Source organism: Pseudomonas sp. Pmew2 (genome assembly GCF_058129885.1).
Map to the genome: position 1 here is coordinate 302,609 of NZ_CM176702.1, position 24,986 is coordinate 327,594.

Consider the following 24,986-nt stretch of genomic DNA (forward strand, 5'->3'; position numbering starts at 1 on the left):
GGCTGCTGTGTATACTGGCCGACATTTTAACGCCCTGGAACCTACTGATGGTTGCTCACCTGCTTGAATTCGCCACTAACCACTATTTGATCACCGGTGCCTTCGTCATTCTGCTGGGACTGCTGATCGCTTACGAACTGAGCAAGGGCGGTGCCAGCCTGAGCACTCGCGAGCTGACCGCGCTGGTCAACAGCGACCAGGGCGTGGTCATCGACGTGCGCTCGAAAAAGGATTTCACTGCCGGCCACATCGTGGGATCCCTGAATTTCCCGCAGGACAAGGTGCTGACGCGTACCGCTGAACTGCAGAAATACAAGGACAAGACGTTGATCATAGTCGATGCAATGGGGCAGCATGCTGGCACCACCGCCCGCGAGTTGCTCAAATCCGGCTTCAAGGCGGCCAAGCTGTCCGGCGGTATTTCCAGCTGGCGCGGCGACAACCTTCCCCTGGTGAAGTGAACATGGCTCAAGTCATCGTCTATTCCAGCGATTATTGCCCGTATTGCATACGTGCCAAACAGCTGTTGCAGAGCAAGAGCGTGGCCTTCGAGGAAATCCGTGTCGACGGCAAGCCGCAACTGCGTGCCGAAATGACCAAGAAGGCCGGTCGCACTTCCGTACCGCAGATCTGGATCGGCTCGACCCACGTGGGCGGCTGCGATGACCTGTTTGCTCTGGAGCGTGCCGGCAAGCTTGATGCGCTGCTGGCCTGATTCCCCTTAAACTTTCAGCCCTATCTGACAAGGATCCGAGATGACCGACCAACCGAACAACGGCGCTGTTGCCAACGAAGAAAACGGCCCACAATTTTCCCTGCAGCGTATCTACGTTCGCGACCTGTCGTTCGAAGCGCCAAAAAGCCCGGCAATCTTCCGCCAGGAGTGGACACCGACCGTCAGCCTGGACCTCAACACCCGTCAGAAGCAGCTGGAAGGCGATTTCTATGAAGTCGTGCTGACCCTGTCCGTGACCGTCAACAATGGCGACGAAGTTGCTTTCATCGTTGAAGTGCAACAGGCCGGTATCTTCCTGATCAAGGGTCTGGACGACGGCGCGATGAGCCACACTCTGGGCGCGTTCTGCCCGAACATCCTGTTCCCGTATGCACGCGAAGCCATCGACAACCTGGTCGTACGCGGCTCGTTCCCTGCGCTGATGCTGGCCCCGGTGAACTTCGACGCCCTGTACGCCCAAGAGCTGCAACGCATGCAGGAAGCTGGCGAAACGCCGACTGTGCAATAAGCGTTACCGCTAAAAGCAAAAAGCGCCTTTCGGGGCGCTTTTTTGTGTCTGTTCAAGAACGGCGGCCGGGCCATGGATGCTTTTTATCGCGATGGCACTGACGACGTAAATTGCGACGTTAGTGACAGGGCGAAGGGACTCGGCGAGGGGCGAAAAGGTGACCTGAGTCGAGCCTGAATCTCACTGAATCGCAGAACCGCTGTGTGATGCGGAGCATCAGTCTGATTAAGCAAATGTCACACTTAGGCCTAAGCAAATCCGTGCTGACGCCATGCCTCATAGACGGCCACGGCCACTGTATTGGACAGGTTCAGGCTGCGGCAGCCCTCACGCATGGGCAGTCGCAGGCGGTGCTCGCTGCTCAGCGAGTCGAGGATGTCGGCGGGCAGGCCGCGGCTCTCCGGGCCGAACAGAAAGGCATCGCCTGGCTCAAAGCTCGCATCATGAAAAGGCCGAGAGCCTTTGGTGGTGAAGGCGAACAACCTAGGGTTGCCGATCTTCTCCAGACAGCTTGCCAGGTCAGCATGCGTCTGCAGCGTGGCATACTCGTGATAGTCGAGCCCGGCGCGGCGCAAGCGCTTGTCGTCCAGCTCGAAACCCAAGGGTTCGATCAAATGCAGGGTGCAGCCGCTGTTGGCGCATAGCCTGATGACATTGCCGGTATTCGGCGGAATTTCTGGTTGAAAAAGGATGACGTGAAACATGCACGGCTCCGAACGAAAGGACGGGATGCATTCTACCCCTGAAGAGGACCCCAGACCGAAGCTATGGCCGCGAGTTCTGGGTTCGATGGCGATTGTCGGCTTTACCGTGGGCACCATTATCGGTCGTCTGCAGCAACCTGACCCTGTTGAACTTGAGCAGATCGAGGAACTGCCTGCCGGCCTGGCGCTCTGGTTCAATGAAGAACCGAAATACCAAGGGGCGACGGTGGATGGCGCTGTGGTGCTTAACGTCGATGCTTCAGGACAGCCGTGGACAGGCCAACTGAGGTTCGACAACAGGGTTGCACGCTGGAAGGTGGAGCGGGGTGAGAAGGGGTTGGTGCTGACGCTCCTGGCAGCCCGTCCACTTCATGGCGATTGGCGCACTGAGAAGGTGGACGGGCGCTGGAGACTGGAGGTCAGTCTCCGGGAGGAATAAAAGAGGGGAATCCCCGGCCTGCCTGTACCAAGGTCCCCAAAACTGGTGATGTAATACCTATTGCAGAGTGCGTGCCAGTTTTCAGAATTAATCCGAAAGAGCAGGCTGACTTAGTCGTATCCGGTTAAGCATTTCTTGAGTCCAAAGCTCTTTAACCTCATCAACATACTGAATTTATTAAGTATTTTTCATAATAAAAAACCTTGGGCTGGTTGATGAGTCAGACGATGTGAATGCTCGGCGCCGGCATCTGGTCGTCCTGAGTATCGCGCCAGGCCCCGCAATGCGGTATCAGCGCATGCACTCAATTTGCGCACCGCAACGACGCACACACCCATACTGATGCATTAATGCTGCTGACCATGCCAGGGCACCAACCTGCGTTGCAGCGCGCGCAGGCCCAGCTCCATGGCAAAAGCGATCACGGCGATCACCAGAATCCCCAGCACCACAACGTCGGTCACCAGAAACTGCGCCAGTCAACGACAGCGCAGTCAGCAAGCGCAGGGAAAAATGCAGTTTCATGATGGAGCTCCGAATCGGACGGGCCGAGGACTGGCTGGATAAGGAGACTAAGTGATCTAAGAATCTGCAAATAAATAACTTTTGGGAATTAGCTTATGAAGGGTCTTTAGAGCCATCTGCAGAACCCATCTGCACATCAGGGACCTGATACGCATCTGCCAATCGGCTCGGACGTCACGCGCCAGACACCAAAATTGCTTTTTTGTTCACCTGGACTACAGTTGAGCGAATGTTTCAGACGGTAAAAAACGCTGAAAAAGGGTGTGTGGAGCGGTTTTTAGAAAATATTTCATGACCGTGGAGCGTCGGCAGTCAAGGTGATGACAATTGTCACATTTCATCACTAATCTCTCTGAAGTACACGTTTTACAAGGCTTTTACTGGCAGGCAAATTGCGCTTTGCCGTTGGGGACTATGACCGGTTGGTCGCGATTTGGCCGGTCACTGATACAAAACCAAAAGATCTGACGAACGGTACCGAAATAAATTTTGGGAATTACCCGATTAGGTCGATACACTCCGTGACGTCCTGGCTGACACGAGTTGTGACATATGCCTGATTGTTCTTAGAAGCTGAAAAACGGTTTCTTTTGAGCATGAAGAATTTTCACTAACGTACGGCCACCGACATGCGCGGTCTAGTCAAAAGTCGGGGTGTACAGAATCCATTGATCTCCAGATCGGGACTGTCACCTTTCGCAATATCTCTGGGTCAGGGCAATGCCCGGCACCGGAGACATAAAAAATTAGATTCACGAGGAGCGTAGTTAATGAAGAAGTCCACCCTGGCCTTGGCCGTAACAGTCGGTGTATTGGCCCAGCAGGCCGGTGCAGCTGGTTTCCTTGAAGACAGCAAAGCGTCCGTTAGTTCTCGTACTCTGTATTTTGACAACGATTACCGCGAAGGCACTACCCACAACAGCCGTGAGACGGCCACTGGCTTGAAATTCGACTACCTGTCGGGCTTCACTCAAGGCACTGTCGGTTTCGGTCTGGATCTGCAAGGCCTGGTTGGTGTTCATCTTGACGGCGGTCGCGGCGCTCACTCCGGCGCTTTGAACGGCGGCGTTCTGCCTACCGACAGCGACGGTTCTGCTGTTAACGAGTGGAGTCGTCTGGGCGCCAACGGCAAGGTACGCTTCTCGAAAACCGAGTTGAAAGTCGGTAATGCACTGGCTCCTAACCTGCCAATCCTGGTCAGCAACGACGGTCGTCTTCTGCCTCAGGCTTTCCAAGGCGGCATCCTGACCTCCAAGGATCTGGACACCGTAACTTTCACTGCTGGTCAGCTGAACAAGTCGATCGGCCGTGCTTCAAGTAACTGGACTGACCTGTCCGTTGCAGGTGCCTCCGAAACCAGCGATCATTTCCGTTTCGCTGGCGCTGACTGGAAAGTCACCAAAGACCTGACCCTGCAGTACTACTACGCCAACCTGGAAGACTTCTACAAGCAACACTTCCTGGGTCTTGTTCATGTTTACCCAATCAGCGACAACCAGTCTTTCAAGACTGACCTGCGTTATTTCAACAGCAGCTCTGACGGCAAAAACAGCGACGCGGCGACCGGCTACCGTTTCAACAACAACAACGGTTATGCCAAGAACACCGGCGAAGTGGATAACTCCACCTGGTCCGCCATGTTCACCTACTCGTTGGGTGGCCATGCGTTGATGGTTGGTCATCAACAAGTGGGCGACAACGGCGGTATGGTTTTCCTGGGTCAGGGTAGCGTCACTAAAGACGGCACCACACGTTCGAGCCTTGAAGGCAACGGCGGTTCGAGCTTCTACCTGTTCACTGACTCGATGATCAACGGCTTCAACCGCGCGGGTGAGAACACCACGTTCGGTCAGTACTCGTATGACTTCGCCAAAGTCGGCGTTCCAGGCCTGAAAGCAGCAATCGCTTATCTGAATGCTGACGACATCCGCGGCAATACTGCGGCCACTCGCAATAACAGTTACTCCGAGTGGGAAACTGACATGCGTGTTGACTACGTGATTCAGAGCGGTCCGTTGAAAGGCTTCGGCACTACCTTGCGTCACGGTACCTACCGTGCCGATGGTGATCTGAACAACTCGACCAACACCGATCAAACCCGTCTGATCTTCAACTACACCTACAACTTCTGAGCTATACCAAAGCGTAAAGTGTAAAGTTTACCGTTAAGGCCCTGATTTCAGGGCCTTTTTTATTGGTAAGGCGTTTTTCAAAAAATGACCTAATCTACAATATTCCTTACCTAGGAATATTGTAAATATTATGCCCCCTATATTCGGTGTCCGTACTGTCGTCCTGTCTGATGGCGAACGATACAGCTTGGTGGTAGATAAGCGATCTGGACTGCCGCTTTATTCACCTAATCTGTTTCTAACGTGCCGTGTTCGCAATACAAGCCAATCTCATGCTTCAATTGCAGCCAATGCAGGATGCTTAGTTGTACTACTACGGTTTTGCGTAGAGTCAGACATAGATTTAGCCGACCGGTTCGCTCGTTGCATCTACCTTTCTCGACATGAGATAGATAGTCTTCGAGACTTCTGTACTTTCAACTTTAGTAAATGGGCAGGTTACGAAGAGATACCGATTTATCCGCTCAAACAATTGAATCGCGAAAAACGCCGTGTTGCTAAAACTACCATTTACCGGCGTTTGACAGTAATAGCAAGTTTTCTTAAATGGTACGCAATGCAGTTGATTCCAATGCATCAGCGCGAGCAAGACGACATTAAAGAGATGGTATCAGCGCTTCTCCATAGCAGGCCTATACCAAAGTCGCGAAACAGCGGCTTGGTTGATAGGGCGCTAAGTGCCGAGCAGGTTGCCTGTCTGCTCGACGTAATAGAGCCAGACTCTCTAAACAATCCTTTTTCTTTGAGTGTTCGACGCAGAAATCGCCTGATGGTTTTGCTCGAGTATGAGCTGGGAATTAGAGGTGGGGAGTTGCTGAATATTAGAATCGAAGACTTTGATTTCTCTAACAATACGTTATTAATTGTACGAAGAGCGGATCAATATGATGATACTAGAGTAAGACAACCTCTTGTCAAGACGCAAGATAGACAACTGATCGTGAGCGATTGGATGATTTCAGAGATACATAACTATCTAATAACTGACCGAAATCGTGTGCCTAACTCAAAAAAATGTGCTTATCTGTTCATTACATATAAGTATGGTCCTACACAAGGTAAAGCTTTTTCTGTAACTGCGTATACTAAAATGTGGCACACTATTCAGCAACACCGACCTTTGCTAAAAGATGTAACAGCGCATAGACTTCGGCACACGTGGAATTACCGTTTTTCCAAGCTGATGGACTCTGAGCACTTTGATTTGACTGAGTCTGAGCAAGAAGCTATACGATCCGTTTTGATGGGGTGGAAGCAAGGGTCTGGCACCGCAAGGCTTTATAACAAGCGCTTCGTCGAGAAAGTAGCTTTCGAGGCTGGCCTGAAACTGCAGAAAATTGCCATGAGAGGAGTAAATCTATGAGCTCGCTTCCGTCCTGTACGGTAGGTTTGTGTGAGATGTTAACCTCAACTGACGGCTACGAATTCTGCAAGACGGATACGAGATGGAGACTTAACAGGGACACGGTAGTGCTGTTGAAGCCCGTTAAAGCACTGTCAAACGAGAAAAATTTCGATTCCTATGTAAATACGCTCAGCGTATTTGCGGTTACATGTGCAGCTAGGACAGTACTACTTTATGACTATGCCTTTCGGAAACTTCTAAAAATGGCTGCAGGACGGCCGCTAGACTGTGGCTTACTGCTTGAATTTCGCAGGTTTTCTGATTCGACTACGCTTGGCTACATCAGGGCTCTGCTTCGTAAATGGTACGAGTTGCAAAACGTTGGGGTCGAGCGGGATCTTTATGACCTGCTCCGGGGATGGAAAGTTCAAGCGGCCATAAAAGGTGACGCTGTCAAAAGACTTCATCCTGAAGAAGGTCCATTTTCCGACGTGGAGGTTCAAGGTTTCATGGAAACGGTTTCGATGAAATTCGAGCAAGGCCTCGTCTCCAAAACGGGATTGGCGTTAGTAATGTTACTTCAGGCTAGCGGCCGAAGACCTTGGCAACTTTTAAATCTCCGTTTAAAGGATTTATTACTCGTTCCAGTGGCGCAAGGATTTTTTAGATACTTTGTCAATGTGCCCAGAATAAAACAGCGGGGCGGGAGTTTTCGTGCCGAGTTTCGAAAAGTTGAAGTTATAAAAATCATATGGGATGTGCTGCAACTGCAATATGAGCATGTGGTGTCGCAGTTCGAAGCGCAACTCGGATCTACTATTTCTGAGGAAATAGTTTCCGAACTTCCCCTTTTCTACGATGAACAGGAGCTAGTCAAGCTCAAATCTATCGAGCATTTGAATACTCTCTTGGAACTCGACACGTTACATATGGTTAGGCGTCAGGCAGGGCAGATTCTTCAAGAGGTTGTGGATAAGTGTGAAGTCTACTCAGAGCGCACCGGCAAGTGTCTTAAGGTATTTCCTCGTAGGTTTCGCTATACGCTTGGAACCCGCGCAGCGAGGGAAGGGTGCGGAGTAATAATCATCGCAGAGCTGTTGGATCACTCCAATACTGACAATGCTCATGTATACACGCGTAATGTGCCCGAACACGGTGCGCATATTGACAGATTAGTTGGTAAGCATCTTACACGCTACGCTGCAGCTTTCTCAGGTACTATCGTCGAAAGCAAATCAAAAGCACAAAGATGCGAGGTGCCAGGAAGTGATATTCGTGATCACACGGGCGTGGGTACAGGTACTTGCGGACACGAGGGAAGATGTGATGCAAATGTCCCCATGCCTTGCTATACATGCATTCACTTTCAAGCTTGGTTAAACGGTCCGCATGAAAAATTTTATACGCATTTGGTGCAAGAACGCACTGCTATTTTCCACAGTACTCAAGATAACGCCGTTGCGGCTGCGCTAGATCGGACTATTATTGCGGTGGCAGAGGTGATAGAAGTATGTAGACAGATGAAGGCGCAAGCTTCTTAACTGAGGTTTTAATAAGTGGAAGAATACGCATGCAGTTCTTATAACGAATTCTCGGCTAGAATTAATGTTGAAAACTTTATCTCAACATGTCGGTTGGAATGTGGGCGCGCGGGGATGGTGTGGGCATCGCTACGGTGGCCTGAAGTCGGCTTTACTAAATTAGGCTCTCCTCGGGTTGGTCGCGGCAAGCCGGCTGCGGAAAATAATCTTGATCCGCAGTTCAAAGAGTTCGCTAAAGCTTACCTTTGGCACCAGAAATTTCGAGATCCCCGATTCAATGTTGCCCATAGCTATCTTGGCCTACGTGCAATAGAAGCGGCACTTATGCGGCTGAAAGGCGAGGGGGCAATCTGGCAATGTAATGTACAAGTGTTGGACGAGGCAGTGCAGCTTTTGAGACAACACTATGTCGTTGGTGGGACCTGTTATCAGATATCGAGTAAGTTGGAGTTGCTGGGAAAATTTTTGTTTGACAATCAGCTGACGCCCTTTTCTATACATGGCTGGAAAAATCCAACTAGAAAGCCCGATGTGAAACGTACCAAGATTGGTAGTGAAGCAGAGCGCTACCGTCAATCCAAGTTACCAGATGATGCCGCTCTTGACGCAATCGCAGAAGTGTTCGCCGGAAACTCCGAGCTTCCTCGGGACATACTCACCACTTCCTTTATGGCGATGGCAATGTGCGCACCGTCTAGAGGGAATGAAATTTTAGCGTTGCCTGTGTGGGCTGAATATTCTGAGCAGGATAGGAACGGTGTCGTGCAGTATGGCTGGAGGTTTTTTTCCGCCAAAGGCGGTGAGGGCGACATTAAGTGGATTCCTGCCACGATGGCGGGTATAGGAAAGACTGCCTTTCAACGAGTTCGAGCGTTAACCGAGCCTGGACGTAAGCTTGCTAAATGGATCGAAGATTTTCCGAACAGGTTTTATCGTCATCCCAAGTGCCCTGCTGTTCCTGAGGACCAGCCGCTGACCATGATCGAAGCGGCACTTGCGCTAGGGTCTGTTCCCGTTTCGACGTAACCCATTGATCTCTATGAGAACAGGCCCGTATTGTTGGAGTTCTCACACAACACCAATACGAGCCTGCAATGCCCCGATTAATGCTCAGTGATGAGCACTGGCCGAAGCTTCGAGAAATTTTGCTGCACGAATCGATCTACAACAAGCGAGATTTGCGCACCACGGTTGAAGGCATGCTGTACCGCATGCGTGTGGGTTGCCCTTGGCGAGACCTGCCGAAAGCGTTTGGAAACTGGAGCAAGGTCTACAAGCGGTTCAATGCCTGGTCTGCTTCAGGCAAGTGGGTCAAGGTGCTTGAGGTGCTGATGACCGATCCTGACATGGAGTGGGTTTTCATTGATGGCAGCTATGTAAAGGCTCATCAGCACAGTGCAGGTGCTGCCAGCACGCAGGACCAGGCCATCGGAAAAAGCCGAGCCGGTAACACCAGCAAGATTCACCTGGCTGTAGACGCTTGTGGGCTGCCCATTGCATTTGACGTGACCGGAGGCCAGACCAATGATTGTTCGCAGGCGGCCTCGTTGATTGCCAAGATGCCCAATGCAGAAGTGATCATTGCGGACAAGGGCTACGACACTGAAGCGATACGCGCTCAGGTCGAGCAGCAAGGCAGCAAAGTGGTGATTCCACGAAAGCGCAATTCTCTGAAAGGGAACGCAGATCTGGACAAAGGGTTATATCGCAATCGACATCTCGTAGAAAACGCCTTTGCCCGGTTGAAGCATTTCCGGGCGGCGGCTTCTCGGTTCGACAAACTCAAGAGAAACTATGAAAGCGTCATAGCAATGGCCTGCGCTTTTCTGTGGCTGCCAATGTGAAACGGGAACAGACCCTAGGGATGAATCCAAGAGATAGGCAACAAGCTGCTACGGCTTTGCACTACAGGGGGTTGCCTTCCCGTGATGGAAAAAACTCGTTGGCATCACTCTGGCAGCATTCTCTTGAACGCTTGCCCTCGAGCTTTCCATGGCTGGACAAAGACAAGAAGATTAAATTTAGCGAAGCGTTATTTTGTATATTAAGAAACCAAGCTCATGGTTCTCGTGCTTCAATGCCAATAGAGCTGCAAATTCTCCCTGTCAATTTTTTTACGTTTGATTTAAGTCCGCGGCCTAACGTTAAAGGGCATCAAAGCATTTTTGATCGTCATAATTACAAAGGGAGTAGCGGCCAATCAATGAAAGTCAGCACGCACCAGATTCGACATCTCTTAAATACCTTGGCAAGCCGCGCGGGGTTGTCTCAAGAGCACATAGCTAAGTGGTCTGGTCGAGCTAATATTTTGCAAAACAGAGCGTACGATCATGTCACTGATACTGATAGATTAGCTAAAGTCGAAAGTAAATTTAAAGCAAGTGAGGCGCCTGAAGGTGTGAAGTTAGTGCAGCGATCCATGCTGCCCGTCAAGGAAGACGAATTCTTGGGTATCATTACTCCGGCCATGCATGTTACTGAAGCGGGCTTTTGTGTTCATAATTTTATTATAGCGCCGTGCCTTAAGTATCGCGATTGCAATAATTGCGAGGAGCAGGTGTGCATCAAAGGTGATAGTGAAAAGTTAGAAAGACTGAAAGCACGTTTGACGCGTATGGAATCGGTTCTTGCATTGGCGTTGGCTGGGGCGGACGAAGAAACGATAGGTGCTGATCGTTGGGTTGCACATCACAGAGTCTCTATATCCAGAATAAAGCAGCTGATCTCACTTTTAACGAACAACGACCTGCCAGACGGTTCTTTAATACGCCTGGCTGGTGACAGCTATAGCCATCTTCAACGAGCTGTCAGCAGTCGGACAGCTTTAGCTAAGGAGGTAGAATAAAAATGGCAAAGCATTTAACCGTCAAGGATGTAAAGGCTATTGTTGAGCATATAAATAGTGTGGAACAAGCAGGTTTGACCTGGGATGCGATCTGTGACGGGGTAACGCTCGTTATAGGAAAAAGGCCCACCCGACAGTCTCTATGCAAACATGTAGCAATAGCTTCGGCATACAAGAGCCGTAAAACTAATGAGCGTACGGCTGCCACTTCACTTGCCAAGCCTGCAAGCTTAGCAATCGCCGCCCAACGCATTCGACGGCTAGAGTCTGAACTTGCCGAACAGAGGGAGCGTAACAGGCAGTTGCTCGAGCATTTTCTCATTGTCCAATACAACGCCTATAAGCATGGTGTAAAGGAGGATCAACTTCTGATGCCTCTGCCCCCCATAGATCGGGAACGAACTGATTCTGCATGAGTGTGGTTCTCGAGAAGCATCCGTCGACTAAAAAATACGGTAATCTTAGATTTCGGCAGGTTAAATTGAAAAAAAGCAAACTACGTTCTTTTTCTTGATTTCGACGGTGTACTCCACCCGGACGCAGTCTATCTTTCCCGGCAAGGTCCAATGCTCCGGGCTGATGGAGAGCTATTCATGTGGGCACCGTATTTAGTTGAAATTTTGGAGCATTTTCCATCCGTGTCAGTAGTACTCAGCACTAGTTGGGTGCGTCACCTAGGCTTCAATCGTGTTTTGGGGTTCCTTCCCGCGTTTTTGGTGGAGCGAGTCGTAGGAGCAACTTGGCACAGCTCGATGGGTAAGGTCTGGGCAGACGAAGCCGTATGGGATGGGCGCACGCGTTACGACCAAATAAGTAGATATGCTGCGCGGGCGCATCTTAGTCAATGGATCTCACTTGATGACGAGTCGGCAGGTTGGGCGGAGGATGCATTGGATCGGCTTGTCGCTTGCAATTCACAACTTGGCTTAGGCGATCCTGATGCACGCCGAAACCTATACCAGCGGCTTGAGCAACTTGCTAATAGCCGATTGCTATGAAAGATAATTTCGGGCGCGAGCCTTATCTGAAGTACCCTAAAAGCTTTCGGACGCTGTGCAAAATAATCACCAGTCCTCTTTAGGGCTCAGCAGCCCTTTACAGGACGATTATGCTAGTACTATTGGTTAATGGTGCAAAAACTGGTCGACCAAGCGTAAATGCCTATCTTGAACTGAAGTTGTCCGCTTATTCGCGCCAAACTTTTAGCAATGTTAGCCAAGATCAGGATATGCATTTTCTTTTCATTTGTGGAGGGCATATCTATTCCATAGGAGGGCACCTGTCACCGCCACTGTAAAAATGACCCCCTAACGCCAACCTAGAATTGACCCCCCTGGGTAAAACTGGCGGCTTTGAGCTGCCAATATGTTGACCCAGGAGCAGTCTGTGGAAATTAAAGTGTTGGCCCGTCAGGGCCATGGCATCAAATTCATCGCCCGTGAGCTGGGTATTTCGCGTAACACCGTGCGCAAGTACCTGCGAAAGGCCCGGTCGCTACCCAGTGACAAGGTGAGACCCGCACGTCCGTGCAAAATCGACCCCTTCAAGGACTACCTGCACGAGCGTATTGAGGCGGCGCGCCCACACTGGATTCCGGCGACCGTCCTGCTGCGTGAGATCACGGCATTGGGGTACAGCGGCGGCGTCAGTCGTCTGAAGGCTTATATTCGCCCCTTCAAACGTAAGGCAGAAGAGCCGGTGGTACGTTTCGAGACACTGCCCGGCAAGCAGATACAGGTGGACTTCACCACCATTCGACGAGGCCGTCAGCCGCTTAAGGCGTTCGTGGCGACACTTGGTTTTAGTCGAGCAAGCTTTGTCCGTTTCTCCGAGCGAGAGGACAGCGAAGCCTGGCTGACAGGGCTTCGGGAGGCGTTCGCTTACTTTGGCGGCGTGCCCGAGCAGGCATTGTTTGATAACGCCGGAACCATCATCACCGAGCGAGATGCTTTTGGGGAGGGCCAGCACCGTTGGCATCCCCGATTGGCTGCGCTGGCCGATGAGTTTGGTTTTATTCCCAAGGTCTGCCGCCCTTACCGTGCCCAGACCAAGGGCAAGGTTGAGCGCTTCAACGGGTATCTGAAGGGCAGTTTCATTACCCCGTTGGCCGCTACGCTCAAGAGTGCGGGTCTGACGCTGGATGTGGTGACGGCCAACGCACATATCGGCCAATGGCTCGACGAAGTCGCTCATCAGCGGATTCACGGCACGACGGGTGTTCAACCGGCGGTACGTCTGGCCCAAGAGCAGCAGGTACTATTACCACTGCCAACACAGAGCCTGCGCCCACAACCCGCCCAAGGCCTACGCCTGGGACGGGTCCTGCCGTACGAGAGCTTGCAGCATCCGCTGTCGGTTTATGAGCAACTGCTGGAGGTGAGAGCATGAACCTTCAACATGCTCGCCTGACAGAACTATGCAAGGGGCTAAAGCTTGAGCGCGTCGGGGTGGACTGGCCGCACCTGGCCCAACAAGCAGCAAGCGGCGAAGACAGCTTTGCCGACTTCCTCGAAAAGCTGCTGGCTGCCGAGACCGATGCCCGAAGTGAACGCTCTCGACAGGCCCTGCTGAAAACTGCCGCGCTGCCCGCTGTGAAAACGCTGGAGCAATACGACTTCGCGTTTGCCACCGGCGTCCCCCGGGCACAGCTCCAGGAGCTGGCAGCACTGAGTTTTGTTGGACGTGCCGAGAACATCGTGTTCCTGGGGCCTAGTGGTGTAGGCAAGAGCCACCTGGCTATCGCCCTGGCCTACCGGGCAGTGATGGCCGGTATCAAAACCCGCTTCGTCACGGCGGCTGACTTGATGCTGCAACTGACCGCTGCGCACCGCCAGGAACGGCTCAAGGAATACTTCAGTCGTGTGGTGATGGCCCCTGGGTTGTTGGTCATCGATGAAATCGGCTACCTGCCGTTTGGTCGTGATGAAGCCAACCTGTTCTTCAATGTTGTCGCCAAGCGCTACGAGCAAGGCAGCCTGATCCTCACGAGTAACTTGCCGTTTACCCAGTGGGCCGGAACCTTTGCGGATGATCAAACACTGACAGCGGCCATGCTGGACAGGCTGTTACATCATGCCCATATCGTGCAGATGACAGGTGAAAGCTATCGACTCAAGGACAAGCGCAAAGCAGGAACCAAATCTTCTCGGGCCGAACCGGCTCGAAAATATGAACCCGAGGGGGGTCAAAACTAAGTTGGCGATTTAGCACGGAAGGGGGTCACTTTTTAGTTGGCGTTGACAGGCACCGTACCGAGGCTGAGTTTATCACTATGGATCATGCTCGCATTTAGGCGAATCTGGCTGCGCCTCGATACGGCGGCCTAAGAAATCGACCATTTCTTGTGAATCAACCCTCACGAGCTCTTCAATAAAATCTTCCAGGACTCCAGCTCTTTTAAAACACGAATAAACTGTCTAAAAGACTTTAAAATCTCAACTCCATCGCACACCAACACAACAAGAGCCTCCTTTCGGATCCAGGTAAGAAGTTACAACGCCCCAAAAAAATTCATAAGAAATCATATTCTCGTTTTTTTTATCAGCCTTGCCTAGGGTCTGTTCCCGTTTCACATTGGCAGCCACAGAAAAGCGCAGGCCATTGCTATGACGCTTTCATAGTTTCTCTTGAGTTTGTCGAACCGAGAAGCCGCCGCCCGGAAATGCTTCAACCGGGCAAAGGCGTTTTCTACGAGATGTCGATTGCGATATAACCCTTTGTCCAGATCTGCGTTCCCTTTCAGAGAATTGCGCTTTCGTGGAATCACCACTTTGCTGCCTTGCTGCTCGACCTGAGCGCGTATCGCTTCAGTGTCGTAGCCCTTGTCCGCAATGATCACTTCTGCATTGGGCATCTTGGCAATCAACGAGGCCGCCTGCGAACAATCATTGGTCTGGCCTCCGGTCACGTCAAATGCAATGGGCAGCCCACAAGCGTCTACAGCCAGGTGAATCTTGCTGGTGTTACCGGCTCGGCTTTTTCCGATGGCCTGGTCCTGCGTGCTGGCAGCACCTGCACTGTGCTGATGAGCCTTTACATAGCTGCCATCAATGAAAACCCACTCCATGTCAGGATCGGTCATCAGCACCTCAAGCACCTTGACCCACTTGCCTGAAGCAGACCAGGCATTGAACCGCTTGTAGACCTTGCTCCAGTTTCCAAACGCTTTCGGCAGGTCTCGCCAAGGGCAACCCACACGCATGCGGTACAGCATGCCTTCAACCGTGGTGCGCAAATCTCGCTTGTTGTAGATCGATTCGTGCAGCAAAATTTCTCGAAGCTTCGGCCAGTGCTCATCACTGAGCATTAATCGGGGCATTGCAGGCTCGTATTGGTGTTGTGTGAGAACTCCAACAATACGGGCCTGTTCTCATAGAGATCAATGGGTTACGTCGAAACGGGAACAGACCCTAGCAAGTCTTCGAGTATTTTGTCATGCAACTCCCTAAGAGCAGCGAGCTCAGAATTTACGGAGCTGCTAACTGTAAATTTAAAACCAATCAAGGCATCACGATAAAAGTCAAAATGCATATTTGATCTTTGTCCAAAAACTATGTGTGGACTGCTTACGCAAGATGACCAATCTCCATTCGTGCTTGATTCGATATGAACACCCAATCCCTTTTCAAGCTCAACCTTCGTCAGCCGAGGTTTAAGAATAAATTCATTATCAATTAAAAAATAACCATTTTTAGTATCTACCATACCGTACACTCACTTATTTTTAAAACGAATGTAGTACAGGGCGGCGAGTATGTTCTCAAAATTCGGAACAAATATCTGATCAAAATTCCCAGCACCTAGATTTGGGTTAGCTGTTAGCGCTGAAGCAGAATTGACCTTGCTGCCGACTTGGTGTTGCCCCATAACTATTCAATCCGAAGTCAGACCTGCAAACGCTTTGCGAAATAGAAGCTTGGGTCAGCGAAATTTCGGCAGCTGGATCAATTCTGCAACATCGGCAACTTTCGGAGTCTTTCCTTCAGCAATCGTGGCCCGATTTTCAGCACTTAAGATTTGGCCATACCAAGGTCATCCCAGTTATCACTCGGTGCTCACCAGTCTTCGGCATTTGTACGAACAACACCTGCCCAGCAGTACCAGAAATAACAACAGGTGCGGAAGCACACGACTTCGCCTGTTGCTTTTGCAGCAACTAATAAAACTCAAAAGTCTTGCAACTAACAATCTTCGAGTATTTTCAACTTTCCCGGCCCATGCCATATTATTTTTCGATAATTCCCGGTCAGTATTTTTTGATCCCTCAAAAACTCAAATACTTCAGCAGGACACCAATCTGGACCAGCGGAAAAGCAAACCCCCTCATCTCTCAATATTGAGAATATCTTTGCCTTAAAGTCTTGATCGGGCGCCGTCAATGATAGTTTTTTTTGCTCCTTACATGGTGCAGCGACAAAACCTATACCTAAAAGAAATTCAATCACGCTATCATCTATGACTTTTACTACTATTTCAGATAATGCTCCTTCCGAAACAAAGGCTCTTGCATCAACACTCATTTCACTATCACCGTCGTAATGGTTTTCACTTTCGCAGAATCAATCGTAGGAATTGAATCGATAACCATCTCCGGCGCACCGCCTGGAAGATGCTGACCTGCACCTTGAAAGTACTCGTTTCCTTGAAGGGGACTATTCGGGGACATTTCAGTAATTCCGTCTACTTGACGCACCTTGAATCCACTAGCCATAGAACCCTGCTCCAACCCCATTGCCTGTTCAAGCTGGGCTGCCTGTAATCTAGTGATCACCGTTTCCCCACCGATATTTAGAGGTCCGGTAATACTGGAGATTGCCTCTCCATCGGTAATATAGGTTCCATTACGGCCAATGGTCGGATATTTATCCCAACCAATCGGGCTCATATTGAAACCTTTATTTTCTTCAAGCATAGCAGCCTGACGTTGGCGTGCTGCTTGTACAGGGTCTAGAGCGTCAACTATTTCTCCAGTTGCCCCCCTAACACTCTCACCGCCTCGCGGAAACACCACCGTATCCGCAGCAGAAAGGCTGTTGAAATACTTTCCTGCCAATCCAAACACGCTCATTTCGAGCACGGACTGACCGGCGCTGGCCGCCAGGTCTTTGGTTATGCTCGACTCGCCAGGGAACGTGTCAAGGTTAAAAGCAGCCTCTACTCGCCCAGGCTGGTCGGATATGAAGCCCGCATTGATCTGACTTGCGGAGTCCCACGCGCCCACCAGTTGCTGGGTGCCCAACACACCTAACCCAGCCGGTAGAGCACAGGTCAAGACGCCTACACAGACCGGCGAAGTAGCCATCATGCCAGCATAACTGCCTACGCCACCGACAATGCCTGAGGCAGTGTCCACGCTCGCATCCGCAGCTTGAACAACGTTGCCGTGGGCATTCAGGAAGTCATCGCTGCGATCTGTCCAGCTACGACCTCCAAACTCTCCTGTTGCCTGCAGCATTGCAATTTCGGTTTTGTAGCCTTCACCGCGATCCTGACGCTCTTTGAAGTTACCGTACCGTGGATCATCGACCGGAATAGAGGCCGCGCACTGGGACAATGCGCACGCAGCATCATTCAGACGATCTGAAAGCTCTGGATTGAGCGTTCTCAGTTTTTCCAGTGCAGTCGTTTGAGGCTTATGCAACTGAGCGTTATAACGCTCAACATTCCCCGCCACCCACGCAGCATCATTCGGATCGCCGTTCACCAGTGAGCCCGCCGCAATGCCGACGATCTGGGCCGTCGCGACGCGGAACTGATCGTCCGTCACAAAACGGGTATCCAGGTACTTGCCGAGGTTATCCGTCGCGACGCCCGTCAGCCCCTCAGCCGCTCCGGCAGCAATTGCGCCGGTTTTGAAGTCTCCCCCACGGGCGGCTGACAGTGCGCCGCCCAGCATGGCGTGCAGAAAGATTTTCTCTGCCGAGCCGGGGCTCAGATCCATGTAGTCTGCAAAGTCACCTAGGTTTTTGTTGCCAACGGCAGCTGCCAGGTCAAAACCTTGCGACACCAACGCAGAGCCCAGATTGTCTTTCAGGCTACCGCCGTTAATGGCCGTGGAGATGCCGCTCTCGATAACCGCATGCGTGCCGCTGCGCACGACTGCATCCTGCGCTTTCTGCCAACTGAGCCATTCGCTGGAGTAGCCCGGATTTTGTACCGGCCCACCTGTGATGACCTTCGCCCATTTCCGTTGGCCGGGCTTGCACCCTGAAACCAGGTGCTGTCGGCATAGTTCAACGCACCGGCAGTCAATGCGCCAATGGTGGCGTTCTTCAGGCTGTCGCTGCCAAAGGTATCATTGAGAGCAGTGCCCAGATTGCCCTTGTTGTTGATGACGCTCACCGCGCCGGTGCTGGCCATGGACGTCAGTGCTGCCGTGGCCATTACGTTACCCCAGCCGGCAGCTGTATAAGAAGCGCCAGCTGCGAGAGCTTGAGTGGTGGTTGCTGCCGCCATGGCGCTTCCCGAACCTGCGGTCGCACCTGCTGCGCCTCCTGCCAGCGCACTCGCCCCGCCTGCCGTTAAAACTGTGACGATGATGATCACCGCCAGCATCGCTCCCTGGCCCATGCCCGAGTGGCTGTATTTGAACGAGTCGTGAAGCTCTTTCACCTGCCGCCAATCCACATCCCCGCGCTTCTCGGCGTCCTTGATCCAGGCCAGTTGCGGGTCGGCCTTGACCATGGTGTCGATGGTCTGGCTGACGGTTTGTTGATTGACCTGTTTGACGTCGATCTTCAGCCCGTTCACGGCCTGGATCACGGTTTGGCCCTGGGCGACCAGTTCGCTCTGGCGCAGGGTTTCATCGGTGTTGCCTTTGCCCTTCATCGAGAACCAGGCCATGTCGCTCTTGCTCTTGGTATGGCTCTCGTCGTGCAGGTCTTTCACGCCTTCGAAGGTCACTGCCCCGCCGCTTTGCAGGGTCAGGTCCTGGCCGCTTTTCAGCTTGGCGACCTGGTACAGCTGATCGCCGTTGCTGGCCAGTGTGAGGTTGCCAGCAGTGCGGATTTCAGTACCGACGTTGGTGGTCTGGGTGACTTCATCGCGCTGGGCTTTTTTCGCCCCGAAGCTGCCCTTTGCCTTCATGTCGTAAAGGGTGTGTGTGCTGTCCTGCGCGGCTAGCAGGCTGAGGGTGTTGCCGCTGTACAGGTACGCTTCGTTGCCGGCGGTGATCTTGCTGGCGACAAGCGTGGTGTTGCGGCCAGCCTGGACGCTCACGTTGTTGCCTGCGGTCAGTTCGCTGGCAAGCTGGGTGGTGCGGTCGTTGGCTTCAGTGATACGTTTTTTGCCGTCCTTGGTTTTGGTCGCGATGTTGTAAACATCGCCCGCCGAACTGACGTTAATGTCCTGACCTGCAGCCAGCCTCAAGTCGTTGCCCGCCTTGGCCTTACTGGCCAGAACATTAATATCCCGCCCCGCATCAATCCCAAGATCGCCGCCCGCCGTCACGGTTGAACTCAGATTCTTCACATCCGTGGTGATGACCGACTTGTGCCCGCCATCAAACAGTTCGTGCTTTTCGCTGCTGTCGGTTTTGGCCAGCAGGTTGATGTCGTTACCGGCCTTGAGCGACAGGTCGCCCTTGGCACTCATACCCCCGTAATTGGTGATATCGCGACCGGCGTTGAGGGCGAGGTTTTCACGAGCGGTGATGGTGCTGCCCGCGTCGGTTACGGTGCGCATACCCGCGCCGTCACGCACCTGGATGGCGGTGCGGTCGTTGAGGATGTCGCCTTTGACGGCTGTGAGGCTGACCTGCCCGCCACGAATCTCGCCGGCCATCGCGTTGCGAATGCTGTCCTGCGCGATCATCTGCAGGTTATTGCCCGCGTCTACCAGGCCACCCTGATAAATGCTGCCACCGCTGCTGACGTTGAGGTTGTTACTGGCGCGCAGGGTTCCGACGTTGATCAGGTCGCCGCCCGAGATCAGGTTCAGGTCGCGGCCCTGGATGAGGCTGTTCCCGCGCAGGTTGCGTGAGTCTGCCTGTGCCAGGTACAGCACCGGTACAAGGACTTTCTGGCCGTCGACGATACGGTTTTCCATCCACACGATGTCGTGGGTCAGGGCGCTGACCTGTTCGGCGTTCAGCGCGACGCCGAGGCTGAGGTTCAGGGCGCTTTTGCTGGCCAGCGCGTTGTCCATGAGATAGCGGTACTGGTCGTAATCGCTGGTGAGGCCGTCGGCGAGGAAGCGCTGTCCTGTTTGTGCCAGTACTGCGTCGCGTATCAGGCGCTGTTCGTACAGGCCGTCACCCAGACGACGCCAGTTGTTGTCGGGGCTGATGTTGAGGCGACTCAGGATGTAATCGGACCCGAGGAACTTCGACAGGTTGGTCAGGTTCGGGTTGGTTTCGATCAGGTAGCTGCTGGTCGGGTCAGGGTTGCGAATGAACAGTCCGTAATCGCCTTTGGGCAGCTGGAAGGTCGCGCCAGCGGTCGGGTCCACGGAGGCGAACGGAATGCCGCTGTAGTCCACCGGAGTGAAAACGGTCTGCACGCTGCCATCGGCGGCGACGCGCTGGACGGGCTTGACCGACGCCACGGTCGCAGTGCTCGCGTCGGTGGCCTGTTTGTTGATGGTAATGTCGATGCCACCGACCTTGATACCTGTCTGATCCTCCCCCAGCTTTCCGGTGAGTATTTCCGGGGTATTGTTGGCGCGCAGCGAGCCGTTTTGCACAGTGCGGGCGACGTTCAGGTTGACCGTACCACCCGCTTGAAGCGTGGCGGCGTATTTGGGCTGCGGGCTGTCTGTCCACACAGTGACATTGCTTTGTTCTTCAAAGCGACTGTCGGAGGAACGAGCCTTCAGCACTTCAAAACGTGCCAAGTCAAAGTTGCCAGCAGCCACAGCGGCTTTGAAGGCCGGGATGTCGACAAACTCCATCTGGTCCCAGTAGCCGGTGTCGATCCGCCCTGGTGTACCGATCGAGATGCTGTTCTGCCCGGTGCGCTCTGAGGCGCCCTGGTTGAGCAAGTCGTTGGCAGTGATGCTCAGGTTGCCGTTGGCGGCCAGCAGGCTGTAACGGTTCTGGACATTACCCGCCTGAATGGTCAGGTCCTTGCCTGCGACCAGTCGGGCCGACGGGGAATCCTTGGTGGCGGTTTCCAGCAGCGTCTGCTGGATGGTAATCGCGCCGCGCTTGAACGAGTCGTGGCCGTCACAATGCTGACCACACTGCCAGTCAAGACTGCCATTGACGATCTTCTGCCCCAACTCGAACTCGGCCTTGGCGTTTTCCACGGCGGTGGCATTGATGCTGATTGCGCCTTCGCTTTCCACCGTGCCGGACAAATTGCTGAAGCGTTGTGCGGCGCTGCCGTCAAGATTGGCCACGCTCAAATCACCACCGCTGTACACGTCGCCGTACAGGTTGCTAAACGTGCCGGTGCGCAAGGCCATTGCGCCGCCGCTGAACAGTAGCGAGTCGGCGCTGTTGGTGATGGCGTTGCTGGCATTGAGGTTAACGGCGCCCTGTGCGCCCAATGTGCCGCGGTTGTCGATCTGCGCTGCGTCGATGCGCAGGTTCTGGCGAGCGGTCAGGTAGCCGAGATTGTCGAGAGTGCCGCCCAGGTCAAGGCGCGTGTCTTTACCCGCGCCGATACGACCGCCGTTCTGGCTGACGTTGCTGGCTTTGATGGTCAACAGATTTTGTGCAGACAAACGACCGCTGTTGGTCAGATCGCCGTTCAGGTTGAGGGTCAGGTCGCCATCGCTGAGCAGTTCGCCACCGTTGTTGAGGCTGTTCAGGTTGAGGGTCAGACCGGTGCCGCTGGCCAGCCGGTCACCGGCCAGCAATGCCAGCGAATCACTGGTGTAGGTCAAGGCGTTGTTGAGCTGCACATTGCCCAGCCCATCGACAGCGCCGAAATTCCAGTCCCCACTGCCCAGCGCGGTAATGCTGCCGCCCGCCCCGCTGACCCGCTTGAAGTCCAGTGTCAGCAGCCCGGTGTTGGCGTGCTCGATGCTGCCTGCGCGGTTGTCCAGAGCATTTGCCTTCAGGGCAAAGTCGGTGTTGCCGACTTCGATACGGCCGCTCTGATTGGTGATGCTGCCGGCGAAATCGAAAGTGCTGGTGTCAGAGGTCAGGGCGCGCAGTGCGCCGGTGCCTGTGTTGTTGATGCCAGCATTGTTATTGACCACGTTACCCAAGGCGCGCAGTTGCCCCGAGGTGTTGTCCAGCGAGCCGCCTTGCAGATTCAGCGTGGTATTGGATTCGATCAGGCCGCTACGGTTGATCAGGTTGGTGGCGGTGAGGTTGACGCTGTCGCCGCTGAGCTGGGCGCCATTGGTGTTCGACAGTGTGGTGCCAGTCGATACCAGCGAGGTTTTGGCGAAGAGTTTGCCCGCATTGCTGGTCACCGAGCCCACGTTCAAGGTCAGGCTGTCGACCAGACTGGAGACCATGCCCGCCTTGCTGCCATCGCTGCTGGTGTCCAGCGAAGCGGCGGTGATGTTTACCGTGTCGCCCTGAATCGTACCGCCGACGTTGCTGACGGTGCCGCTGCCCAGCGCCAGCCGCGTGGTGCCGCCACTGGTGAGCAGCGTCCCGCCGTTGTTATCCAGCGTGCCGCCGGTGTAGGTCAGCCCGCCGCTGCCCGCGACCAGTTGGCCTTGCTGGCCGTTGCGCAGGGTGGTTGCTTGCAGGCTCAGCTGTTTGCCACGAATGCTGCCGCCCTGATTGTTGAGGTCAGACGAACCGCTGATCGTGACCAGGCTGCTACCCGCATCAATGATGCCGGTCATGTTGCTCAGCAGGTTGCTGACTTTCAGAGTCACGTCGCCGCCATTGCTGACCACTGCGCCGTTGTTGTCGTTGATCAGCCGTGGTGCGTCGATCAGCACGTTCTGGCCAAGCAACGTACCGGCGCTGTTGTCCAGCCATGCGCCGCTGAGCAGCAGGCCGCCGTCGCTCTGAATCTGGCCGCCGCTGTTAAGCAACTGAGCCTGGCTCGCCGTCGGGGCAAAGCTCAGGGCCATGCCCTGCGTGCCGGCTGCCAGCAGGCCTTGCTCGCGGTTGTCGAGACCGGCGGCGTTCAGGTCGATGCGGTCACCGACGATTTTGCCGCCACGGTTATCGATCTGCGCACCGGGCGCGCTTACGTTGACGCCGGCCCCCAGCACGCTGCCACTGCGGTTATCCAAGCCTGTCGCGTTAAGGTCGAGATTACCGGTGACTGCCAGCAGGCGGCCAGTCTGGTTCAGGACATTGCCACCGGTGATGCTCAGCAGGTTTTGCGCCTGCACTGTGCCGCCGGTGTTATCCAGTATGCCGGTCGCCGTAACCCGTGCATCGCCCGCACGGGCCGACAGCAGGCCGGAGCGGTTATTGAGCGAAGTGGACGCAACGGTAAGGCTATTGCCATCGATCTGACCCGCACTGTTATCCAGTGCATCCGCACTGATCGTCAGGCTGCCGCCAGATGCCTGAATCAGGCCGCTACGGTTGTCGATTTGCGCGCCCGGCGCAGTCACGTTGATGCTCGTCCCCAACAGGCTGCCGCTCTGGTTAAGAACATTGCCACCGGTGACGCTCAACAGGTTCTGCGCCTGAACGGTGCCGCCGGTGTTATCCAGCGTGTTGCGCGCCGTCACACGTGCATCGCCCGCACGAGCTGACAACAAGCCGGAGCGGTTGTTGAGCGTGGTGGACGCAACCGTAAGGCTACCGGCGTCGATCTGACCGGCACTGTTGTCCAGTGCGCCCGCGCTGATCGCCAGGCTGCCGCCCGTTGCCTGAATCAGGCCTTCGCGGTTATCGAGGCTGTCGAGTTGCAGGCTGGCCGCCTGCCCGGTAGCAAAACGAATCACGCCGGACAGGTTGACGATGGCCGGGGTCGAGATGAACAGCGACTGTTCACCGACGAGACGTGCCGCCAATCCCTGATTAATGATCTGGCCGCTGGTCAGGTTGACCGCGCCGCCTTGCACCACGCTCTGGTTGTTGAGGGTCTGAGCCGCATTGATCGTCAGTGCGCGACTGGCTTCTATGCTGCCTGTGTTGACGACCACCGGCGCGTTGATCGTGACGTCACCGCTCGCGTTGCGGCTGTTGTCCGCTTCGATCCCTGACGCGATCGTGCCCGCGTTTGTGACTTTGGCTGCGTTGATCTCCACACGGCCACGAGCCGCCAGGCTTTGCTGGTTGACGAGTTCACCCGGGGTGCGCACGTTGGCGCTTGCCGCGTAGGCCTTGCCGGTCATCTCGACGCTAGCCGCGTTGATGTTCAAAGCGCCCTGCGCCGAGGCCTGCGCCATGTTCAGGTGACCGTTGGCGTCTATCTGAATATCGCCGCCACTGGCAGCCATATTGCCTGCCGTCTTTACGCCGACACCCTGTTCGGTGCCGACCAGCTTGATCGCGTTGGCGTACATACCGCCAAGCGCAGAGGAATCAATGGCCAGTTGCGGCTTGTCGGCGGCATTGGCAGCACGCTGTGTGGTCGCCAGCGTGTCGGCGTTGACGTCGTTGGCACCGGTGACGATGTTGAGTTGTTTTGCGTAGATATCGGCGTTGATCTTCGCAGAACGGGTGATCAAATCGAATTGGTCGACTGCGCTTGCATCCAGGCCTTTGCCATCGATCGTGACGCTGCCGCCGTCCACGGCAAAATGGTCGAGTTTGCCATTCGCATCGAGTACCGGCTTGCCAGTGCTGAGGGTGACACGAGGCGTGTTGATAAAGCCGCAGCCGCTGCAGGTGACGCCATAAGGGTTGGCAATGATCACGCGGGCTGCCTGCCCGGCCACCTCGGTGTAGCCATTGAGCTGGCTGGCATTGGCGCCAGTTACTTCATTGAGGATGGTGCTGGCGGCACGTCCGCCCAGCTGGCTATTGCCGAGAATATTGCCGCCCAGTTGGGTGGCTTGTATGGCATTGGTCGCGTTGTTGAGAATCACACCCTTGCTGTCGACGTTGTACTGCTGGTACTGGTTATGCGACAGCCCTGCCGCGTTGGGAGCGGCAATGTTGATGACCGGCACACCGTTGCCTGCCTGGCCTACGGACGTATTGGTGGTACCGCTGACTGCTATCCCGTCGGCCTGCGCCCAGATCGGTTGCCAGAACATGACGTTGGCCAGCAGCAACGCCAGCAGGCGCTTGGGAATGCCCAGAAATCGCGTGCGCTCGGCTACTGCAGCAGAGGGCTGACGTGCCAGCAGAGCCAGTTGATGAGCGTCCATGTGGGCGACCTCGGAGCAGCTTTA

At 54.1% G+C, this 24,986-nt stretch carries 16 protein-coding genes and 3 pseudogenes; 14 read left to right on the forward strand and 5 right to left on the reverse strand.

The window, feature by feature from the left end:
* The first annotated feature begins 47 nt into the window (after positions 1 to 47).
* From AC4ANK_RS01425 to secB, 3 genes are read left to right on the forward strand one after another with little or no spacing between them, the layout of a single operon-like run.
* Complete coding sequence (locus AC4ANK_RS01425) at positions 48 to 461, forward strand: rhodanese-like domain-containing protein (protein ID WP_002551466.1); 414 nt, start codon at positions 48 to 50, stop codon at positions 459 to 461.
* A gap of 2 nt (positions 462 to 463) precedes the next feature.
* Positions 464 to 715 carry a glutaredoxin 3 gene (grxC, locus tag AC4ANK_RS01430; protein WP_002551467.1) on the forward strand — a complete coding sequence of 84 codons (252 nt, stop codon included), beginning with the start codon at positions 464 to 466 and terminating at the stop codon, positions 713 to 715.
* 40 nt (positions 716 to 755) lie between these two features.
* On the forward strand, positions 756 to 1,244 hold the full coding sequence (gene secB / locus AC4ANK_RS01435; protein ID WP_002551468.1) for a protein-export chaperone SecB: 489 nt from the start codon (positions 756 to 758) through the stop codon (positions 1,242 to 1,244).
* A gap of 248 nt (positions 1,245 to 1,492) precedes the next feature.
* On the opposite strand, the gene trmL is transcribed toward secB, so the two are convergent.
* Entirely contained in the window at positions 1,493 to 1,948 is a 456-nt protein-coding gene (trmL, locus tag AC4ANK_RS01440; protein ID WP_002551469.1) for a tRNA (uridine(34)/cytosine(34)/5-carboxymethylaminomethyluridine(34)-2'-O)-methyltransferase TrmL, read from the reverse strand.
* Between trmL and AC4ANK_RS01445 the strand changes: the two genes are divergently transcribed.
* Complete coding sequence (locus AC4ANK_RS01445) at positions 1,947 to 2,387, forward strand: hypothetical protein (protein ID WP_031595513.1); 441 nt, start codon at positions 1,947 to 1,949, stop codon at positions 2,385 to 2,387. The genes trmL and AC4ANK_RS01445 overlap by 2 nt on opposite strands.
* 347 nt (positions 2,388 to 2,734) lie before the next feature.
* Here the strand turns inward: AC4ANK_RS01445 and AC4ANK_RS01450 are convergent.
* Positions 2,735 to 2,863 (reverse strand): annotated as a pseudogene (locus AC4ANK_RS01450) (taurine ABC transporter permease); the annotation flags it as partial.
* A gap of 819 nt (positions 2,864 to 3,682) precedes the next feature.
* On the opposite strand from AC4ANK_RS01450, the gene AC4ANK_RS01455 reads away from it, so the two are divergent.
* The 10 genes and pseudogenes from AC4ANK_RS01455 to istB all read left to right on the forward strand — a co-directional run bounded on the left by AC4ANK_RS01455 (position 3,683) and on the right by istB (position 13,969).
* Entirely contained in the window at positions 3,683 to 5,044 is a 1,362-nt protein-coding gene (locus AC4ANK_RS01455; protein WP_002551471.1) for an OprD family porin, read from the forward strand.
* A gap of 472 nt (positions 5,045 to 5,516) precedes the next feature.
* Positions 5,517 to 6,407: a tyrosine-type recombinase/integrase gene (locus tag AC4ANK_RS01460; protein WP_157135839.1), complete on the forward strand. Its 891-nt coding sequence runs from the start codon at positions 5,517 to 5,519 to the stop codon at positions 6,405 to 6,407.
* Positions 6,404 to 7,930, forward strand: coding sequence for a site-specific integrase (locus tag AC4ANK_RS01465; RefSeq protein ID WP_002551473.1), 1,527 nt, complete (start codon positions 6,404 to 6,406; stop codon positions 7,928 to 7,930). The genes AC4ANK_RS01460 and AC4ANK_RS01465 overlap by 4 nt, the downstream gene beginning before the upstream one ends.
* 15 nt (positions 7,931 to 7,945) lie before the next feature.
* A complete protein-coding gene (locus tag AC4ANK_RS01470; RefSeq protein ID WP_460384011.1) occupies positions 7,946 to 8,956 on the forward strand; it encodes a hypothetical protein in 1,011 nt (336 codons plus the stop codon).
* A 68-nt stretch (positions 8,957 to 9,024) separates the two neighbouring features.
* On the forward strand, positions 9,025 to 9,774 hold the full coding sequence (locus AC4ANK_RS01475) for an IS5 family transposase (protein ID WP_460382697.1): 750 nt from the start codon (positions 9,025 to 9,027) through the stop codon (positions 9,772 to 9,774).
* Positions 9,759 to 10,775, forward strand: a complete 1,017-nt coding sequence (locus AC4ANK_RS01480) for a hypothetical protein (RefSeq protein ID WP_460384013.1) — start codon at positions 9,759 to 9,761, stop codon at positions 10,773 to 10,775. Before AC4ANK_RS01475 ends, AC4ANK_RS01480 begins: the two co-directional genes overlap by 16 nt.
* Before the next feature lie 2 nt (positions 10,776 to 10,777).
* Complete coding sequence (locus AC4ANK_RS01485; RefSeq protein ID WP_019741356.1) at positions 10,778 to 11,191, forward strand: hypothetical protein; 414 nt, start codon at positions 10,778 to 10,780, stop codon at positions 11,189 to 11,191.
* A gap of 96 nt (positions 11,192 to 11,287) precedes the next feature.
* Positions 11,288 to 11,773: pseudogene (locus AC4ANK_RS01490) on the forward strand (HAD domain-containing protein); the annotation flags it as partial.
* A 367-nt stretch (positions 11,774 to 12,140) separates the two neighbouring features.
* Positions 12,141 to 13,163 carry an IS21-like element ISPsy4 family transposase gene (istA, locus tag AC4ANK_RS01495; RefSeq protein WP_002551322.1) on the forward strand — a complete coding sequence of 341 codons (1,023 nt, stop codon included), beginning with the start codon at positions 12,141 to 12,143 and terminating at the stop codon, positions 13,161 to 13,163.
* Positions 13,160 to 13,969, forward strand: coding sequence for an IS21-like element ISPsy4 family helper ATPase IstB (istB, locus tag AC4ANK_RS01500; protein ID WP_005741073.1), 810 nt, complete (start codon positions 13,160 to 13,162; stop codon positions 13,967 to 13,969). The genes istA and istB overlap by 4 nt, the downstream gene beginning before the upstream one ends.
* 374 nt (positions 13,970 to 14,343) lie before the next feature.
* Here the strand turns inward: istB and AC4ANK_RS01505 are convergent, their stop codons facing one another.
* The 3 genes and pseudogenes from AC4ANK_RS01505 to AC4ANK_RS01515 all read right to left on the reverse strand — a co-directional run bounded on the left by AC4ANK_RS01505 (position 14,344) and on the right by AC4ANK_RS01515 (position 24,962).
* Positions 14,344 to 15,093 carry an IS5 family transposase gene (locus AC4ANK_RS01505; protein ID WP_460382697.1) on the reverse strand — a complete coding sequence of 250 codons (750 nt, stop codon included), beginning with the start codon at positions 15,091 to 15,093 and terminating at the stop codon, positions 14,344 to 14,346.
* Between the two features lie 862 nt (positions 15,094 to 15,955).
* A complete protein-coding gene (locus tag AC4ANK_RS01510; RefSeq protein ID WP_460384017.1) occupies positions 15,956 to 16,294 on the reverse strand; it encodes a hypothetical protein in 339 nt (112 codons plus the stop codon).
* A pseudogene (locus tag AC4ANK_RS01515) lies at positions 16,291 to 24,962 on the reverse strand (two-partner secretion domain-containing protein). The gene AC4ANK_RS01510 and the pseudogene AC4ANK_RS01515 overlap by 4 nt, the downstream one beginning before the upstream one ends.
* Positions 24,963 to 24,986: the final 24 nt, after the last annotated feature.

Bases quoted from the DNA above. Each gene is read 5' to 3' on its own strand.
- AC4ANK_RS01425 (WP_002551466.1), top strand. From the start codon at position 48: ATGGTTGCTCACCTGCTTGAATTCGCCACTAACCACTATTTGATCACC.
- grxC (WP_002551467.1), top strand. From the start codon at position 464: ATGGCTCAAGTCATCGTCTATTCCAGCGATTATTGCCCGTATTGCATA.
- secB (WP_002551468.1), top strand. From the start codon at position 756: ATGACCGACCAACCGAACAACGGCGCTGTTGCCAACGAAGAAAACGGC.
- AC4ANK_RS01445 (WP_031595513.1), top strand. From the start codon at position 1,947: ATGCACGGCTCCGAACGAAAGGACGGGATGCATTCTACCCCTGAAGAG.
- trmL (WP_002551469.1), bottom strand. From the start codon at position 1,948: ATGTTTCACGTCATCCTTTTTCAACCAGAAATTCCGCCGAATACCGGC.
- AC4ANK_RS01455 (WP_002551471.1), top strand. From the start codon at position 3,683: ATGAAGAAGTCCACCCTGGCCTTGGCCGTAACAGTCGGTGTATTGGCC.
- AC4ANK_RS01465 (WP_002551473.1), top strand. From the start codon at position 6,404: ATGAGCTCGCTTCCGTCCTGTACGGTAGGTTTGTGTGAGATGTTAACC.
- AC4ANK_RS01475 (WP_460382697.1), top strand. From the start codon at position 9,025: ATGCCCCGATTAATGCTCAGTGATGAGCACTGGCCGAAGCTTCGAGAA.
- AC4ANK_RS01485 (WP_019741356.1), top strand. From the start codon at position 10,778: ATGGCAAAGCATTTAACCGTCAAGGATGTAAAGGCTATTGTTGAGCAT.
- istA (WP_002551322.1), top strand. From the start codon at position 12,141: ATGTTGACCCAGGAGCAGTCTGTGGAAATTAAAGTGTTGGCCCGTCAG.
- istB (WP_005741073.1), top strand. From the start codon at position 13,160: ATGAACCTTCAACATGCTCGCCTGACAGAACTATGCAAGGGGCTAAAG.
- AC4ANK_RS01505 (WP_460382697.1), bottom strand. From the start codon at position 15,093: ATGCCCCGATTAATGCTCAGTGATGAGCACTGGCCGAAGCTTCGAGAA.
- AC4ANK_RS01510 (WP_460384017.1), bottom strand. From the start codon at position 16,294: ATGAGTGTTGATGCAAGAGCCTTTGTTTCGGAAGGAGCATTATCTGAA.